Origin of the sequence: Mucispirillum schaedleri ASF457, from assembly GCF_000487995.2 — a bacterium.
Classification (GTDB): Bacteria; Chrysiogenota; Deferribacteres; order Deferribacterales; family Mucispirillaceae; genus Mucispirillum; species Mucispirillum schaedleri.
Window position 1 is genome coordinate 1,111,012 of sequence record NZ_CP097562.1, and the last position, 15,246, is coordinate 1,126,257.

The 15,246-nt window shown below is 30.0% G+C and carries 18 protein-coding genes; 14 read left to right on the top strand and 4 right to left on the bottom strand.

From position 1 onward, the window contains the following. Positions 1–160 precede the first annotated feature (160 nt). From N508_RS05210 to thpR, 4 genes are read left to right on the top strand one after another with little or no spacing between them, the layout of a single operon-like run. Positions 161–1,042 carry a metallophosphoesterase family protein gene (locus N508_RS05210; RefSeq protein WP_023275346.1) on the top strand — a complete coding sequence of 294 codons (882 nt, stop codon included), beginning with the start codon at positions 161–163 and terminating at the stop codon, positions 1,040–1,042. Between the two features lies 1 nt (position 1,043). After that, positions 1,044–1,922, top strand: coding sequence for a metallophosphoesterase family protein (locus N508_RS05215; RefSeq protein ID WP_023275347.1), 879 nt, complete (start codon positions 1,044–1,046; stop codon positions 1,920–1,922). Beyond that, positions 1,907–3,781, top strand: a complete 1,875-nt coding sequence (locus tag N508_RS05220) for an LTA synthase family protein (RefSeq protein ID WP_076654041.1) — start codon at positions 1,907–1,909, stop codon at positions 3,779–3,781. The genes N508_RS05215 and N508_RS05220 overlap by 16 nt, the downstream gene beginning before the upstream one ends. Beyond that, positions 3,781–4,353 (top strand): RNA 2',3'-cyclic phosphodiesterase, encoded by a 573-nt coding sequence (gene thpR, locus N508_RS05225; protein ID WP_023275350.1) that lies wholly within the window; start codon positions 3,781–3,783, stop codon positions 4,351–4,353. The genes N508_RS05220 and thpR overlap by 1 nt, the downstream gene beginning before the upstream one ends. A gap of 241 nt (positions 4,354–4,594) precedes the next feature. Here the strand turns inward: thpR and hslU are convergent, their stop codons facing one another. Continuing rightward, positions 4,595–5,935 carry an ATP-dependent protease ATPase subunit HslU gene (hslU, locus tag N508_RS05230; protein ID WP_023275351.1) on the bottom strand — a complete coding sequence of 447 codons (1,341 nt, stop codon included), beginning with the start codon at positions 5,933–5,935 and terminating at the stop codon, positions 4,595–4,597. A 15-nt stretch (positions 5,936–5,950) separates the two neighbouring features. Then, positions 5,951–6,496: an ATP-dependent protease subunit HslV gene (gene hslV, locus N508_RS05235; protein ID WP_023275352.1), complete on the bottom strand. Its 546-nt coding sequence runs from the start codon at positions 6,494–6,496 to the stop codon at positions 5,951–5,953. Positions 6,497–6,666: 170 nt separating this feature from the next. Between hslV and N508_RS05240 the strand changes: the two genes are divergently transcribed. Genes N508_RS05240 through N508_RS05265 form a run of 6 tightly spaced genes read left to right on the top strand, consistent with a single transcriptional unit; the run spans position 6,667 to position 10,899 of the window. Then, a complete protein-coding gene (locus N508_RS05240) occupies positions 6,667–7,311 on the top strand; it encodes a lysophospholipid acyltransferase family protein (RefSeq protein ID WP_023275353.1) in 645 nt (214 codons plus the stop codon). Between the two features lie 11 nt (positions 7,312–7,322). Continuing rightward, complete coding sequence (locus N508_RS05245) at positions 7,323–8,552, top strand: 3-deoxy-D-manno-octulosonic acid transferase (RefSeq protein ID WP_023275354.1); 1,230 nt, start codon at positions 7,323–7,325, stop codon at positions 8,550–8,552. Positions 8,553–8,562: 10 nt separating this feature from the next. Further along, positions 8,563–9,462: a lysophospholipid acyltransferase family protein gene (locus tag N508_RS05250; protein WP_023275355.1), complete on the top strand. Its 900-nt coding sequence runs from the start codon at positions 8,563–8,565 to the stop codon at positions 9,460–9,462. Next, positions 9,462–10,043 (top strand): D-glycero-beta-D-manno-heptose 1,7-bisphosphate 7-phosphatase, encoded by a 582-nt coding sequence (gmhB, locus tag N508_RS05255; RefSeq protein ID WP_023275356.1) that lies wholly within the window; start codon positions 9,462–9,464, stop codon positions 10,041–10,043. Before N508_RS05250 ends, gmhB begins: the two co-directional genes overlap by 1 nt. A gap of 58 nt (positions 10,044–10,101) precedes the next feature. Then, on the top strand, positions 10,102–10,497 hold the full coding sequence (locus N508_RS05260) for a rhodanese-like domain-containing protein (RefSeq protein WP_023275357.1): 396 nt from the start codon (positions 10,102–10,104) through the stop codon (positions 10,495–10,497). Positions 10,498–10,533: 36 nt separating this feature from the next. Further along, positions 10,534–10,899, top strand: a complete 366-nt coding sequence (locus N508_RS05265; RefSeq protein WP_023275358.1) for a response regulator — start codon at positions 10,534–10,536, stop codon at positions 10,897–10,899. Between the two features lie 291 nt (positions 10,900–11,190). Here the strand turns inward: N508_RS05265 and N508_RS10930 are convergent, their stop codons facing one another. Next, positions 11,191–11,322 (bottom strand): hypothetical protein, encoded by a 132-nt coding sequence (locus N508_RS10930; RefSeq protein WP_283805222.1) that lies wholly within the window; start codon positions 11,320–11,322, stop codon positions 11,191–11,193. A gap of 271 nt (positions 11,323–11,593) precedes the next feature. Next, positions 11,594–12,181: a hypothetical protein gene (locus N508_RS05270; protein WP_023275359.1), complete on the bottom strand. Its 588-nt coding sequence runs from the start codon at positions 12,179–12,181 to the stop codon at positions 11,594–11,596. Positions 12,182–12,817: 636 nt separating this feature from the next. Between N508_RS05270 and hisB the strand changes: the two genes are divergently transcribed. The 4 genes from hisB to N508_RS05290 are packed head-to-tail and all read left to right on the top strand — an operon-like array spanning position 12,818 to position 15,236. Then, entirely contained in the window at positions 12,818–13,399 is a 582-nt protein-coding gene (hisB, locus tag N508_RS05275) for an imidazoleglycerol-phosphate dehydratase HisB (RefSeq protein ID WP_023275360.1), read from the top strand. A 1-nt stretch (position 13,400) separates the two neighbouring features. Beyond that, a complete protein-coding gene (hisH, locus tag N508_RS05280) occupies positions 13,401–14,015 on the top strand; it encodes an imidazole glycerol phosphate synthase subunit HisH (RefSeq protein WP_023275361.1) in 615 nt (204 codons plus the stop codon). 19 nt (positions 14,016–14,034) lie between these two features. Next, a complete protein-coding gene (gene hisA / locus N508_RS05285; RefSeq protein WP_023275362.1) occupies positions 14,035–14,748 on the top strand; it encodes a 1-(5-phosphoribosyl)-5-[(5-phosphoribosylamino)methylideneamino]imidazole-4-carboxamide isomerase in 714 nt (237 codons plus the stop codon). Positions 14,749–14,759: 11 nt separating this feature from the next. After that, positions 14,760–15,236 carry a phosphatidylglycerophosphatase A family protein gene (locus N508_RS05290; RefSeq protein WP_023275363.1) on the top strand — a complete coding sequence of 159 codons (477 nt, stop codon included), beginning with the start codon at positions 14,760–14,762 and terminating at the stop codon, positions 15,234–15,236. Positions 15,237–15,246: the final 10 nt, after the last annotated feature.

Genomic DNA, 15,246 nt, shown 5'->3' on the forward strand with positions numbered 1-15,246 from the left:
AATTATTTAAAATATACATTATAAAAAGTGTTATAAAGTCCATTACATAAAACAAGCAGAGATTTAATATATAAGTAAACATATTAAAATAATATTAATATCCTTGCAATTATTTTAATAACATAGTAAAATATTCAGAAATATATTTTTAAGGTGTTTAATGAAAAATATTCTCAAAAAAACAGTATATATTATTATAATTCTATTAATTATATTTATTTTACTTTCTATATTTTTATACTTTTTTACCCGACATCATTTAGATTTTCAGCCAGAAAATAAAGATATAGATAAAATTATTATATATGGCGATGTTCGCTCAGGATATTTAACCCATATAAGAATTGCTGATATGATTTATCAAGAAAAGCCTGATATGGTTATTTTTACAGGCGATATTGCCTCAAACAGCAGAAATTATATTCATTATATGCAGCATACCATATTTGAAAAAAAATTATGGGATAATGCAGAATATTATCCTGTAAGGGGCAATCATGAATCTACCTACTGGCTTTATGATGCTTTTTTTGATTTGCCAAATGATATGTCATATTATTCTTTTGATAGAATGGGTATGCACTTTATTGTGCTTGATTGCTGGAATGTATATGCTCCACTTGAAAAAACTCAGCTGGAATGGCTTAAAAATGATTTAGAAGCAAATAAGAATAAACCAATTTCTGTTGCTATGCATGTGCCGCTTTTTACATCAGGCAAATATGAGCCATATAATGAGCCAGACTTATTAGAACTTTTTGATAAATATAATGTAATGTTTGTATTTTCTGCCCATGTTCATTCTTATGAAAGGTCATTATATAAAGGGACAAACTATATAGTAACTGCCGGCGGCGGTGCTCCACTTTATCCTGTGACAAGAGATAACCCTTATAGACAGATAAGAAAAAATGTTCACCATTATACAATGCTTACAAAAGATAATGACACATATATGCTTAAAGCAGTAGATATAGATGGAAATATTATAGATACAGTAAGTACTTCATTAGAAAGTATTGTGAAAAATAAGGAAAAATAAAATGATATTAAATATTATATTTGTTATTTTTTTTATAATTTGTGTTTTTTTTACACTGGTTTTATTTATCTATTTTCTTGTCCGCCACAGGCTGAAATTTGACCCTGCTGATAAAAACATTAATAAAATAGTAATATATGGTGATGTGCGTTCAAGCTATAAAATGCATAACCATATTGCAAATATGATAAAAAAAGAAAATCCTGATATGATACTTTTTACTGGTGATATAGCTTCTAACAGCCACAATTTTCTCCATTACCTTATATTCAGCATTATAGAAAATAAACTTTGGAAAAAATGCGAATATTTCCCTGTAAGAGGAAACCATGAAGCTGAAATACACCATTATCAAATCTTTTTAGACTTGCCAAAAAATAAAACATACTATTCTTTTGACAGAATGGGTATGCACTTTATTGTGCTTGATGTTATTGATGAAAGTCTGCATACAGAGCTGATTACATGGCTTAAAGATGATTTAGAAAAAAACAAAAATAAAAATATAAGTGTTGGTCTGCATTACCCGCTTTTTACATCAGGCAAATATTACCCATACCAAGCACCATATTTACTGGAACTTTTTGATAAATATAATGTAATGTTTGTATTTTCTGCCCATGTTCATTCTTATGAAAGGTCAATATATAAAAAGACAAATTATATAGTAACTGCTGGCGGCGGTGCTCCACTTTATCCTGCATCTATTGAAAATAAATATAAAGTATGCAGGGTTAATGACCACCATTACTGTGTTATGACAAGAAATGATAAAGATGAATACACTATAAAAGTAATAGATAAAGACGGCAGCAAAATAGATGAAGTAACATCATCTAAAGCAGAAATAACAGCAGGTAAATTATGCACAGATATTTAAAACTTCTTTATGCTGTTTTAATTGGCCTTGCAATATTTACAGTTATCAGGCTGATAATATTCACAGTTTATTTTGATTTATTTAAAGAAAACAGTGCATGGAGCATATTTTTAGCACTGCTCCACGGCATAAGGTTTGATACATCTATCTTTTTAACAATAATATCGCCTTTTATTGTGCTTTTACTATTGCCTGTTAATTCTCAAAAATATCATAAAATAATATACTGGCTTATGTTTCCAGTATATGCAGTAATTACCATATACCTTGTTATAGATGCTGTATATTTTGGCTATGTTTCAAGACATCTGGCAGGTGAATTTGCCGCATTAGGCAATGATTATGAATTTATATATACAATGGCAAAAACTTACTTTTATATGGTGTTTATAGTATTAGCCATTATTGCAGTATGCGGTTTTTTCTGGAAAAAATTTGCAGATATTAAAGTAAAAGATGTAAATATTTCTAGAAACAGCTTAATTAAATCTGCACTTTATTTTATTCTTATAGGCGGCATTGTATTTATATTCATAAGAAGCAGTTTTGATATTAAACCAATAAGCACAATTAATGCTTTTGTAAGTGGAAATAATGCACTTGCCAACCTTACTTTAAATGGATTATTTACATCTCTTAGATATATGACGGAAAATGAAGCAGTGTCTAAAGATATGTATTCATTTTATGATGACAGGCAGGCACATGAATTTATACTGTCATTGAAACATGAAAACTGCACTCATCCTTATACTGAAATTAAAAGACCTAATATTATTTTTATCCTGCTTGAAAGCTGGAGCAGTTATTATGTAGATGCTTTTTCAGGCTCTAATATGCAGCTGACACCAAACTTTAACAGACTTGCATCTAATAGGGGGGGGATTATATTTAGTAACCACTATTCCCCTGAAAGACGCAGTATATCTGCAATACAAGCTATCCTTTTAGGCATACCTCCTATGGATAATATTCCAAAACTTGGCTTTGGTCTGGAAACTATTGCAGGAAGCGGCAATCTTGCTTCAAACCTTAAAGAAAATGGATATGACACAGTCTTTATACAGGCATCAAAAAGAAACTCTTTTTACCTTGATGTGATTGCAAAATCAATTGGATTTCAGGAATATTATGGTATGGAAGATATTAAGCAGATACTAGACTATCCAGACTATAAAGCATCTCAGTTTGGCTGGGACTATGAAACATATATGAAACTTGCAGAAGTTCTTAAAAATAAAGGAAAAGATAAACCATTTTTTGCATTTTTATTTACAGGCACAACCCATATTCCTTATGCTGAGCCAAATAAAATAAATGTAAAATTTCCACATGATATAAACAGTGAAAATGGCTTTAAAAATACACTTGTATATGCTGACTGGAGTTTAGGCGAATTTATTAAAAAAATAGAAAATGAAGAATATTTTAAAAATACCATATTTATTTTTACAGCAGACCATGTATTAGGCAACTTTGAAAAGCAGGAATTTCCAGATGATTTTAAAGTGCCGCTTTTAATATGGTCTCCATCATTTAAGGGAAATCAAAAAATTACATCTTCAACTAATCATGTAGATTTACCACCTACTATTTTAGGGCTTGCAGGACTTAATGATAATCTATCAGAATATATTGGTGAAAACATATTCTGCAAAGATAATAACAGCTACAGCATAATTCACACATGGGGCTCTGCTGCAATAATTAAAAATCATGAATGGCTGAAACATTCATTTAAATATATGCTTGAAAGCAGTCCAAAAAATATGGAACAGGACGAAAAAGATTATCTATCAAAAATACTTCTTTCATATTATCAGGAAAGTTATAATATCATGACAAAGGGGAAAAAATAATGCGTGCATTTATAGGCCTTGAAATACCAGAAAATATTAGAACATTGTATACATCATCATGCAAAACATTACACAATAGTGCAAATATGTCTTTTGTCCGTCTTAATAAAATGCACATAACTCTTGCATTTTTTTCAGATTTGTCAGATACACACATAAAAGATATTAAAAATATACTCTGCCATCTAAAAAGGGAACAGTTTGAAATAAAATGTGAAAATATTGGGCTTTTTAAAAGGAAAGGTATACCATCAACTGTATTTATTAAAATAGTTTCTGATGAATTAAAAAATTATACAGAACAGCTTCATCAAAAATTAAAAGAATTAAACATACTTTTTGATGACAGGAAACCATATACTCCACATATTACACTTGGAAGAATAAAAGAAATGAAAAACGAACAGGAATTTACAAAAAGTTACAGATATATTGCTGAAAATTTTCATTCATCATCTTTTATGGTGGAAAATATTAATTTATACAGCAGTGATATGGTAGTATATAAAAAAGAAGTTAGTGAAGAATTTATTAAAATATATTCAGAAGAAGAAAATAATATTACAAACTAAAAAATTAGATAAAGTATATAATCAATGAATATAGTAGAGCATTTAAAGCAAATAATGTGATACTGAGCCTGCATCTGTGTCTTACTGAGCTTGATTTTTAAGCAAAGTATCTAAAAAACATATACTTTAAATATATTATTAACTCCTGTAATATATATAATTTAGATTTTTCGCCTTAAAAATCAGGCTCAAAATGACTTATGCACAAAATTTTTGGATAAAATCTACCCGCCTGAATTTTTTATAAAATATATCTGCTTAAATCTAAATTTGTACTTATTTCTTTTAGTTTAGACTGCACATATTCTGCATTAATAATTATTTCACCTGTTGCTTTTTCCGGTGCTTCAAAAGCTATATCTTCTAATAATTTTTCCATAATAGTATGGAGCCTTCTAGCCCCTATGTTTTCATTAGAAGCATTTACTGTGCAGGCAATATCTGCAATAGCATCTATACCATCATCAGTATAAGTTAAAATAACATTATCAGCTTGCAAAAGTGCTGAATACTGTTTTGTAATAGCATTTTCAGGCTCTTTTAATATACGCAGAAAGTCTTCTTTGGTTAAAGCATCAAGCTCTACTCTTATAGGGAAACGACCTTGTAATTCAGGTATTAAATCTGATGGTTTAGCCATAGAGAATGCACCTGCTGCAATAAATAATATATGGTCAGTTTTTACTATGCCATATTTAGTATTAACTGTTGAGCCCTCTACAATAGGCAGTAAATCTCTCTGCACACCTTCTCTTGATACATCGCCGCCTTTTGAAGACCCTGTGCTTGATGAGCATATTTTATCTATTTCATCAAGGAAAACTATGCCAGATTGTTCCACTCTTTTTAATGCAGTGCTTTTTACATCATCCATATCAATAAGTCTGTTTAATTCCTGCACTTCTAATATGCCCCTTGCCTCGCTTATTTTCATTTTGCGTTTTTTCTTTTTATTTGGGAACATATTTTTCATCATATCATTTAAATCAACGCCCATATCTTGAAAACCTGCATTTGTAAGCACTTCTATATGTGGTGCAGGCTCATCAACATCTATTTCTATAAACCTGTCATTAAGCTCGCCTGCTGCTAATTTTTCTTTCATTTTTTCTCTTGATTCTTTGCCAGTGCTTTCATGTCCTTCCATAGAATAAGTCATAGGTTTAGGCGGCAGTAATATATCTAAAATTCTGTCTTCTACTAAGGATTTAGCTTTTTCAATATGCAGTTCTTTCTGCTCTGAACGCACCATATTTACCCCTATCTCTACTAAATCTCTTATCATAGATTCTACATCTCTGCCCACATAGCCTACTTCTGTATATTTGCTTGCTTCTACCTTTAAAAAAGGTGATTTAGTAAGGCGTGCAAGTCTTCTTGCTATTTCTGTTTTTCCAACACCTGTTGAGCCAATCATAATAATATTTTTAGGTGTAATATCTTCCTGTATTTTTGCCGGAAGCTGCAGTCTTCTCCATCTGTTTCTTAAAGCAACAGCCACTGCTTTTTTAGCATTTTTCTGCCCAACTATATATTTATCAAGCTCATCTACAATCGTCTTTGGTGTAAGCTCTTCTGCCATTTATTTCTCCTTAAATTATATTTCTTCTATAATAATGTTTTTATTAGTATATATACATATACTGCCTGCTATATTTATAGCTTTTTCAGCTATTTCTCTAACTGAAAGCTCTGTGCTGCTGGCTAATGCTCTGCCTGCTGCCAGTGCATAAGGACCACCTGAGCCAATAGCTGTAACTCCGTCATCTGGGTCTATTACATCACCATTTCCTGAAACAACATACATTCCAGTTTTATCTGCAACTATCATCATAGCTTCAAGTTTGCGAAGGTATCTGTCATTACGCCAGTCTTTTGCAAGCTCTACTGCAGAGCGTTCAAGATTAAAGTTATAGCTGTTTAGTTTTGCTTCAAATCTATCCATTAATGTAAAGGCATCAGCTGCTGATCCTGCAAATCCGCATAGAACTTTTCCGCCAGCTAAACGGCGGACTTTTCTGGCATTATCTTTCATTACCATATTGCCAAAAGTAACCTGTCCGTCTGCAGCCATTGCAACATGTTCTCCTTTTCTTATTGCGACAACTGTTGTTGCCTGTATTGAATTATTATCATGTTCCATTATAACCTCAAAATAATCTTTATAATTTATTAGCAAATTTTACAATATAATAAAAAAGTGTAAATAAAATGTCAAACTGTTATATTATTTTTTTGAATATTTTTTACAAATTTACTTTATTTATTAAAAATATTATAATAAAATGACATAAATAATTTTTAAGGTATAGTATGAAACTAAGTCGCAGAATAGGTTATGCAGTTACATATTATTTAGGCACTGCAATTTTAAAAACATGGAGAATAAAAAATATTAATAAAGAACCTTATAATAAAAGCAGAAAGGAAGGCAGGCGTCCTGTGCTGGTATTATGGCATGATTCTCTGCTTCCTTTATCATTTAGTCATTATAAAGACCCTATTGCTACAATAGCATCAGATTCAAAAGATGGTGATTTAATAGCATATATACTTGAAAAATGGGGATATAAACTTGCAAGGGGCTCATCTACCCGCGGTGGAATAAAAGCAGCTATGAAGCTTGTAAAATTATGCAAAACTCATAATATTTCTGCTGCAATTACTGTTGACGGTCCAAAAGGTCCACGCCATGAAGTTAAAAGTGGTGCAGTATTTATTGCAAAATGTCTTGATAATGAAATATATGCAGTTACACTAAAAACTGACAGCTTTATAAGGTTTAACAGCTGGGATAAATTTATTTTTCCTAAACCATTTGCAAAAGTGGAAGTATGGTATTCCGATGTTTTTTATGTTAGTGAAGATAAAGATGAAGAAGCATTAAATGAAGATACTAAAAAGCTGCAGAAATTTATGATGCAGAGAACTTGTGAAGTATACAGTGAATTTATTTAAAATGGTGAAATATGCGGATTTTACTTTTCATATATAATTTTATACTTATTATTTTAACACCAGTGTTAAGTATTGCAGGTTATTTTATACTCCGTAAAAAAAATAAACATCAGCACTACTGGGAAAGGTTTGGTTTTATCCCTGTTAACAATTTTAAGCCTGTTAAGTCAGTATGGTTTCACTGTGCCAGTGTAGGCGAAGCAAGAAGCATAAAAAAGATTGTTGATATTTTAAGGCAGGATAATCCAGAAATAAGTATTATTGTTTCTACAATGACAGCAACAGGCAGGCAGGCAGCATTAGATTATATACATGCAGACACTGCCTTTCTGCTTCCCATAGAAAATTCAAGAGCAGTAAGTATGATTATATCATATATGAGTGTGTCAGTATTGGTTATAGTAGATACTGAATTATGGCCAAATTTCATATTTACTGCATCAAATCAGGTGCCTGTATTTCTTATTAACGGCAGAATATCTGATAAAACATATAAAACATACAAAAGGTTTAAATTTATTTTTAAAGGTGTGCTTAAAAGATTTAGTGCCATTATGACTAAAAGCAGGCAGGATGAAGAAAGGTTTGCAAATATTTTAGGCAAAAGCAGTAAAATTATAACAGCAGGCAATATTAAATTTCAGGAAAGGAAATCAAAAAACAGTATAGAAACTATAAAAGAGCTTGAAAATATAAAATTTTTCTTAGCAGCCTCTACCCATAAGGGAGAAGAAGAAATAATATTATCATGGTTTACAAATAAAATGGAAGGCTTTGAAAAATTAGTTTTTGTGCCACGCCACATAGAAAGAGCTGCAGAAATAAAAGAGATAATTGAAAAACAGGGATACACAGTATCTTTCTATTCTGAAAAAGATTTTTCAAAGCAGGTAATTATTATTGATGCTTTTGGACTTTTAGAAAGTCTTTATATTTCAGCAGATAAAATATTTATAGGTGGCTCTTTAAAAGAGATTGGCGGGCATAATATATATGAAGCACTGCAGTTTGAAAAAACAGCAGCAGTAGGCAGGTATATGTTTTCTTTTAAAGAAATATTTGATGAGGCAAAAGAGTTTGGATTAGTTACTGTTATAAATAATAAGGAAGAAGCATTACAATTTTTGTCTAAACCAGAAAAAAAACATAATTTTATTGATTTTTTCAATAGAATAGATAAGATTAATCAAGATACAGTATCTATAATAACAGATACAATTAATGCAGTAATCAATAAATAAGGAAGTTGAAATGATACTTTATTATATATTAAAACCATTAGTAATACTTTTAAATTACACACCAAGAAAATTTTTGCATTGTGTGGCAAAATTTATGGCTTTCATGCTCTGGCATATATCAAAAGAAAGGCGTCATGTAGCAGTAACAAATGCAAAAATCTTAGGTGCAGAATACCCATATAAAACAGCAAGAAAATCATTTGATTATACATTTACAGCTTATCTTGATATTTTTTATGCCCACAGGATAGGTGATGATTATATAAAAAATCATGTAACAATAGAGGGCAGGCAGATATATGATAAAATAAAAAATGAAGATGAAAAATTTGTGTTTGTTGGCGGTCATTTTGGCACATGGAGCCTGCTTGCAACTATTGTTCCGCAGGCTTTAGATACTCAGGTAATTACAATAGGCCGTTCCACTAAAAATGCAGCATTAGATAAAATATTAGATGAGCTTAGAACATTTGACAGGGTAAAATATGTTACTCACAGGGGTGCTATGGATAAACTTTCATCATATATTAATGATGGATATATTCCGGGAGTATATATTGACCATACAGCAACTGAAAAAGACTGTATAAATGCAAATTTCTGTGGTTATAAAGTGCCAGTTATTGCAGGTATTCCAGCCCTTTGTGCAAGAAAAAATTATCCTATTGTATTTTTCTTTGGTCTTTATGATGGAATGGATACAAAAGTTATTTTAAAAGGTCCTATATATCCAGATAAAAGTTTAAAGCCTAAGGAAAGAATTATTAAAATTGCTGAAGATATAAATAAAGTATATGAAGAAGTTTTTAAGCAGTATCCTGAGCAGTGGTATTTAATCCACAGGCGTTTTAAAAGGGTGGAATTAGAAGACGGCACAATGAGTAATCATATTTATAAGGAGAGTAGATAATGAATGAATTGAAACCTGTTGTATTTTTAGACAGAGATGGCACTATAAATTATGATGCAGGCTATATTAATGATATAGATAATTTTATTATGTATCCTTATGCTGCACAGGCAGTTAGAATGTTAAATATAAACGGATTTTTAGTAGTAGTTATTACTAACCAGTCTGGACTTGCAAGGGGGTTTTTCACAGAAGACACATTATCAGAAATACATAATAAAATGGTGCAGGATTTAAAAAAACAAGGTGCAGAGATAGACGGCATATATTTCTGTCCCCATGACCCAAATGCAAAGGTAGAAAAATATAAATCTGTATGTTCATGCAGAAAGCCAGAAACTGGACTTATAGATATGGCATTAAAAGAGCTTAATATAGATAAAAGCAGAATGTATTTTATAGGCGATAAACATTCAGATATTATGGCTGGTTATAAATCAGGCTGTAAAACAATAATGGTAAAAACAGGCTATGGCAAAGGTGATTTAATTAATAAATCACATAAGTGGGAAGTTAAGCCTGACAAAATCGCAGACACTTTGCTTGATGGTGTAAAATTAATATTAAAAAAACAAATATAAAACTTGAAAATATTTTAATAATGTAATAGTATAAATTAAAGCAAAAAGGAGAGATTTTATGAAAGGTAAATTATTATTTTTTAAACTATTTATACTAGCTGCATTAGTTATTCCTGTATCTGCTTTTGCAGAAATCAAAGATGATGATGTTGCAAAAATAGATGAACTTATTAAAACAGGTAAATATATAGTAATTGATGTCAGGACAAAAGAAGAATATAATGCAGGACATCTTGCAGGTGCACTTAATTTTGATTACTACAGCGATGATTTTGAAGATAGTATTGAATCACAATTTAAAAATAAAAATAAACCATACATTGTTTACTGCCGTTCAGGTAAGAGAAGTCTTGCTTCTGCTGAAATATTAGAAGAACTTGGGTTTACTAATGTTACTAATATGAAAGGTGGTATTCTTGCATGGGAAAGTGCTGGCAAACCAGTAGTGAAGTAGGTTTATAATAATTTAGGTTTATTTTTAGAAGGAAATATGGGTTACGAAAAATTAAAAGAAGTAACAGTTCTCTATGTAGAAGATGAAGATATGATGAGAGAATCTGTTGTTATGCTTCTTAAAAGACGCTTTAAGCAGGTCTTTGTAGCTGCAAATGGTCTTGAAGCTGTAAATATATATAAAGCTGAACATCCTGATGTTGTAATTACTGATTTACAGATGCCTGTTATGGATGGTATGGAGCTTGCCCGCCAGATTAGAGCATTGGGAAATACTCCAATTGTGGTTGTTTCTGCATTTAATGATAACAGTCACCAAGTTCCAGAAGCAAACAGTATGCTGTTAAAACCTATTAGAAAAAATGATTTATTTGACACAGTAATGGACTGTATAAGTGTATAGTCCGATATTTATTGCTTTTTTTAATGGTGTTTAAAACTATAAACAGATAAACCTATCCAAAAAGAATGCATGGACTTTCCAAGCAAGTAGCGATGGAATTAAAAGTCAGTAGCTGGACAGTATTTTTTAATATAAATTATTAAGTCATTTTGAGCCTGATTTTAAAGGCGAAAAATCTAGATTATATATATTACAGCAGTGTATAATATGTTTAAATTATCTCATGTTTTAGATACTGAATTTATAATATTGATAAAGTGATTTTATATTGCATATCAATTATATCTGCATTTATAAATTATAAGCTTTTCTTAAAATATTTTCAGGGTCTTCTTTTATAAGGTTGCTGAAAAGCCTGATAATTCTTTTATTATCTTCTATATTATTGCCACAGGATATATTGTATAAAGCATTATTAATCACATTATCCACATAAATTTTAGTTGGTGTGGAAAGTGTCTTTGGTGTTTTAGGTGTAGAAAGAGATAAAGTATCAGTCTTTATATTATCTTGCTCAACTGCTGCATACTCATCATTTGATGGTGCCTGCTAAATAATATTTGTATTTTTTTCTATTTCAGCAGTATAAAAACTATTTTTATATGTTCCGCTTATATTTTGAATAACCATATCCCACCCCGTAAAAGTAATAGTATAGTAATATATTATCAAAAAGCGTGCCAAAAATAGATAATTAGAAACTTGAAGAAAGAAGAAGTTCTTTTTGTGCGTTGATATTATTTTTAAAGCGTCTTTTATACATATCAAGCTTAAAAGGAAGCTGAATTTTATTGCGGTAGCACATTTTTTTTGTGGATTCAATAATGTTTTTAAATACAGAAAAGTCATATACAGCAGGCACAGCATTATTTGTGCATTGAGTGCATATTTTTTCAACCAGCTCTGATTCTGCTGCAAGTATAAAAAATATATCAGCAGTTGTATAGATTTTATTATCAAAAATATCGTTTATAAAAATTAAAGAACAGGGAGAATATACCTGCAATTCTTTAATATTATTGTTTTGAAACCAGTGACAGCTTATATCATTAAGTCCTGTAAAACTGCATTGCCCTTTATTGCAGGTAAAATTAAGTGTCTGTATTTTTATATTATTGTTATTAATAAATTTATCAATACCTTCAATAATATTAGAAGTTTTTAATTCTATTGAAAAATTAACAGATTCTTCATTTAGGATAAGGTTTCTGATATATAAAATTATTTCACTGTAAGTAAGCTGTTTATACACATCCTCGCCTATAATAATATTATATTTCATAACAAACTCCTAGAATAAAGGTATTAATACTCTAAATTTTATACTATGTAAGCAAATCATATATTACTATGATAAAAATGTCAACACAAAATGTAAAACAAGTTATGTTTGATAAGATAATAAAAGTAAACATATAGTTTATATTTAAAATTATTTAAACAAAATAAATTGATAAAATTATAAAATAAAATATTTAAATATAGTATTTTGAAAAGTTTATAATTTTAATTGTAAAAATAAATATAAACTTATTTAATATATAAATTATATATATAGAATAATGATAAAAATATTTGTTTATTATTTATATATCAAGTATATATCATATATTATTTCATTTTCTGGACTTATTCAAAAATTTTGGATAAGTTTAATAACTATTATGATTATGTCATACTGAGCCTAAAAGGTGAAGTATCTAATAAATATACAATTTAAATATATTATACACTGCTGTAATAATATATAATTTAGATTTTTCGCCTGTAAAATCAGGCTCAAAATAATTTATAATGTGAAAGCTGTATGTCAATTTAATACAAGTTGAGAAGTTATTAATACATTATCAATTTAGAAAAATACTTTATTTTTTTTACTATATACTATACAATGAAGAAAATATAATCAGGTGATTAAATGGTAAGACAATTTAAAGGCAGCCGAAATACAAAAGAAACTCAGATAGATATTAAGCTTGATTTAGACAGTAATGAATACAATATAAATACAGGTATTGGTTTTTTTGACCATATGTTAGAGCTTTTTGCTCATCATGGCTCATTTGGGCTTGAATTAAAGGCAGCAGGAGATATTCATATAGATTTTCATCATACAGTTGAAGATACAGGCATACTTTTAGGACAGGCATTTTATAATGCAACAGGTGATAAAAAAGGAATAAAAAGATACGGCTTTTTTAAAGTGCCAATGGATGAAGCATTAGTAGAATGTGTTATAGATTTTGGCGGAAGACCATATTTTTCATACGATTTAGAGTTTATATCCCAAAAATGCGGCGATTTTGATATGGAATTGATAGAAGAATTTTTCAGAGCTTTTGCCAGTAATGCAAAAATTAACCTGCATATTATTATGCATAAAAATGGCAATTCTCACCATGTGTCAGAAGCTGCCTTTAAATCATTTGCAAGAGCTTTAAAAGAAGCATTAACAGTGGAAAACGACAGATTAATGTCTACAAAGGGAATAATAGAATAATATGATTACAATAATAGATTTTGGCGGTGGAAATCTTCGCAGTGTTCAAAAATCCATAGAATATATAGGATTTAAAGCAGAAATAACATCTGATGCAGAGACAGTCAGAAAGGCAAGCCATATTATTTTTCCGGGCAATGGTGCATTTGGCGACTGTATAGCCGGTATGAAAAAGCAGGGGCTTGTATCAGCAGTTGATGAATTTATTCAAAAAGGTAATCCATTTTTAGGAATATGTATAGGTATGCAGGCTCTTTTTGAAAAAAGTTATGAATTTGGTGTTCATGATGGGCTTGGATATATTAAAGGTGTAGTTAAAAGATTTTCTGATGAGCTTATAATGAAAGGTATGAAAATACCACATACTGGCTGGAACAGTGTTCATTTTAAAGAAAATCACCCAGTATTTAAAGATATAAAGCAGGATTCTTATTTTTATTTTGTTCATTCTTTTTATGGAGAATGTGCAGATGAAAAAAATATTCAAGGCAGGACTAATTATGGTATAGATTTTGTTTCTGCCGTTACTTATGAAAATATAACAGGGGTGCAGTTCCACCCAGAAAAAAGCCAGCAGGCAGGGCTTAAACTGATGGAAAATTTTTGTAATTTATAAGTGAGAAGGGGTAATAAATATGATAATTATACCAGCTATTGATTTGCTTGATGAAAAAGTTGTAAGACTTAAAAAAGGTATCATGGAAGATGCAACAGAATACGGTCATGACCCTAGAGATGTTGCATTAATGTTTGCAGAACTTGGTGTAGAAAGGCTTCATATTGTAGATTTAAACGGAGCAAGAACAGGTGAAAACCAAAATTTTAATATAATAAAAGAAGTAGTTAAAAAATCTAATCTGCAAATAGAAGTAGGCGGCGGCATTAGAGATATGGCTAGACTTGATACTTATATGGATATGGGTATAAGCTATGCTATACTTGGCACTGTTGCTGTAAAAGACCCTGAATTTGTTAAGGCTGCTGCAAAGAAATATCCAAATAAAATAATATTAGGCATTGATGCTAAAAATATGATGGCAGCAACAGAGGGCTGGTATGAAGAAAGCTCGTTATCAGTTTTTGATATTATAAAAAGATATGAAGGCTGCCAGATAGACAGTATTATTTTTACAGATATAGAAAAAGATGGTATGCTTTCAGGCATTAATGTAAAACAGATAAAAAAAGTGGCAGATAATTCAATATTTCCAGTAATTGCATCAGGTGGAGTATCAGGAATTGATGATATTAAACTTTTAAGAAGCATGGACCATAAAAATATAAAAGGCTGTATTGTTGGAAAAGCAATATATGAAAATAAAATTAATCTAGAAGAAGTTTTTAGTTAAAGGTAAAATATATGAAAAAAGTTCCATTTTTAATTGATATACTTGCAACAGGCTTTTATATGGGTAAAATTCCATTTATGCCGGGCACATTTGGCAGTCTTGTGGCAATTCCTGCAGGGTATTTATGCACATTTTTACCAGTTTATGGCAAATGGACAGTATTTGCTATCATCTTTTTTCTAGGTGTTTATCTATCTGACAGGTATTCAATAATTTCTGGTATTGAAGATCCGGGATGTGTTATTATAGATGAAGTTGCAGGCTTGTTACTGTTTTATATTATATTTCCATTTAAGCCAGTATATATTTTAGCAGGGTTTATATTATTTAGATTTTTTGATATATTAAAACCATTTCCTGTTATCTTTTTTGACAGAATAAAAAACGGCTGGGGTATTATGCTTGATGATATTGCTGCTGGCTTGTATGCTGCTGCAGTCTGGTTTGTTGTAATAAAAATATTACAATATTATAACATTGCATTATAATGGAGTATAA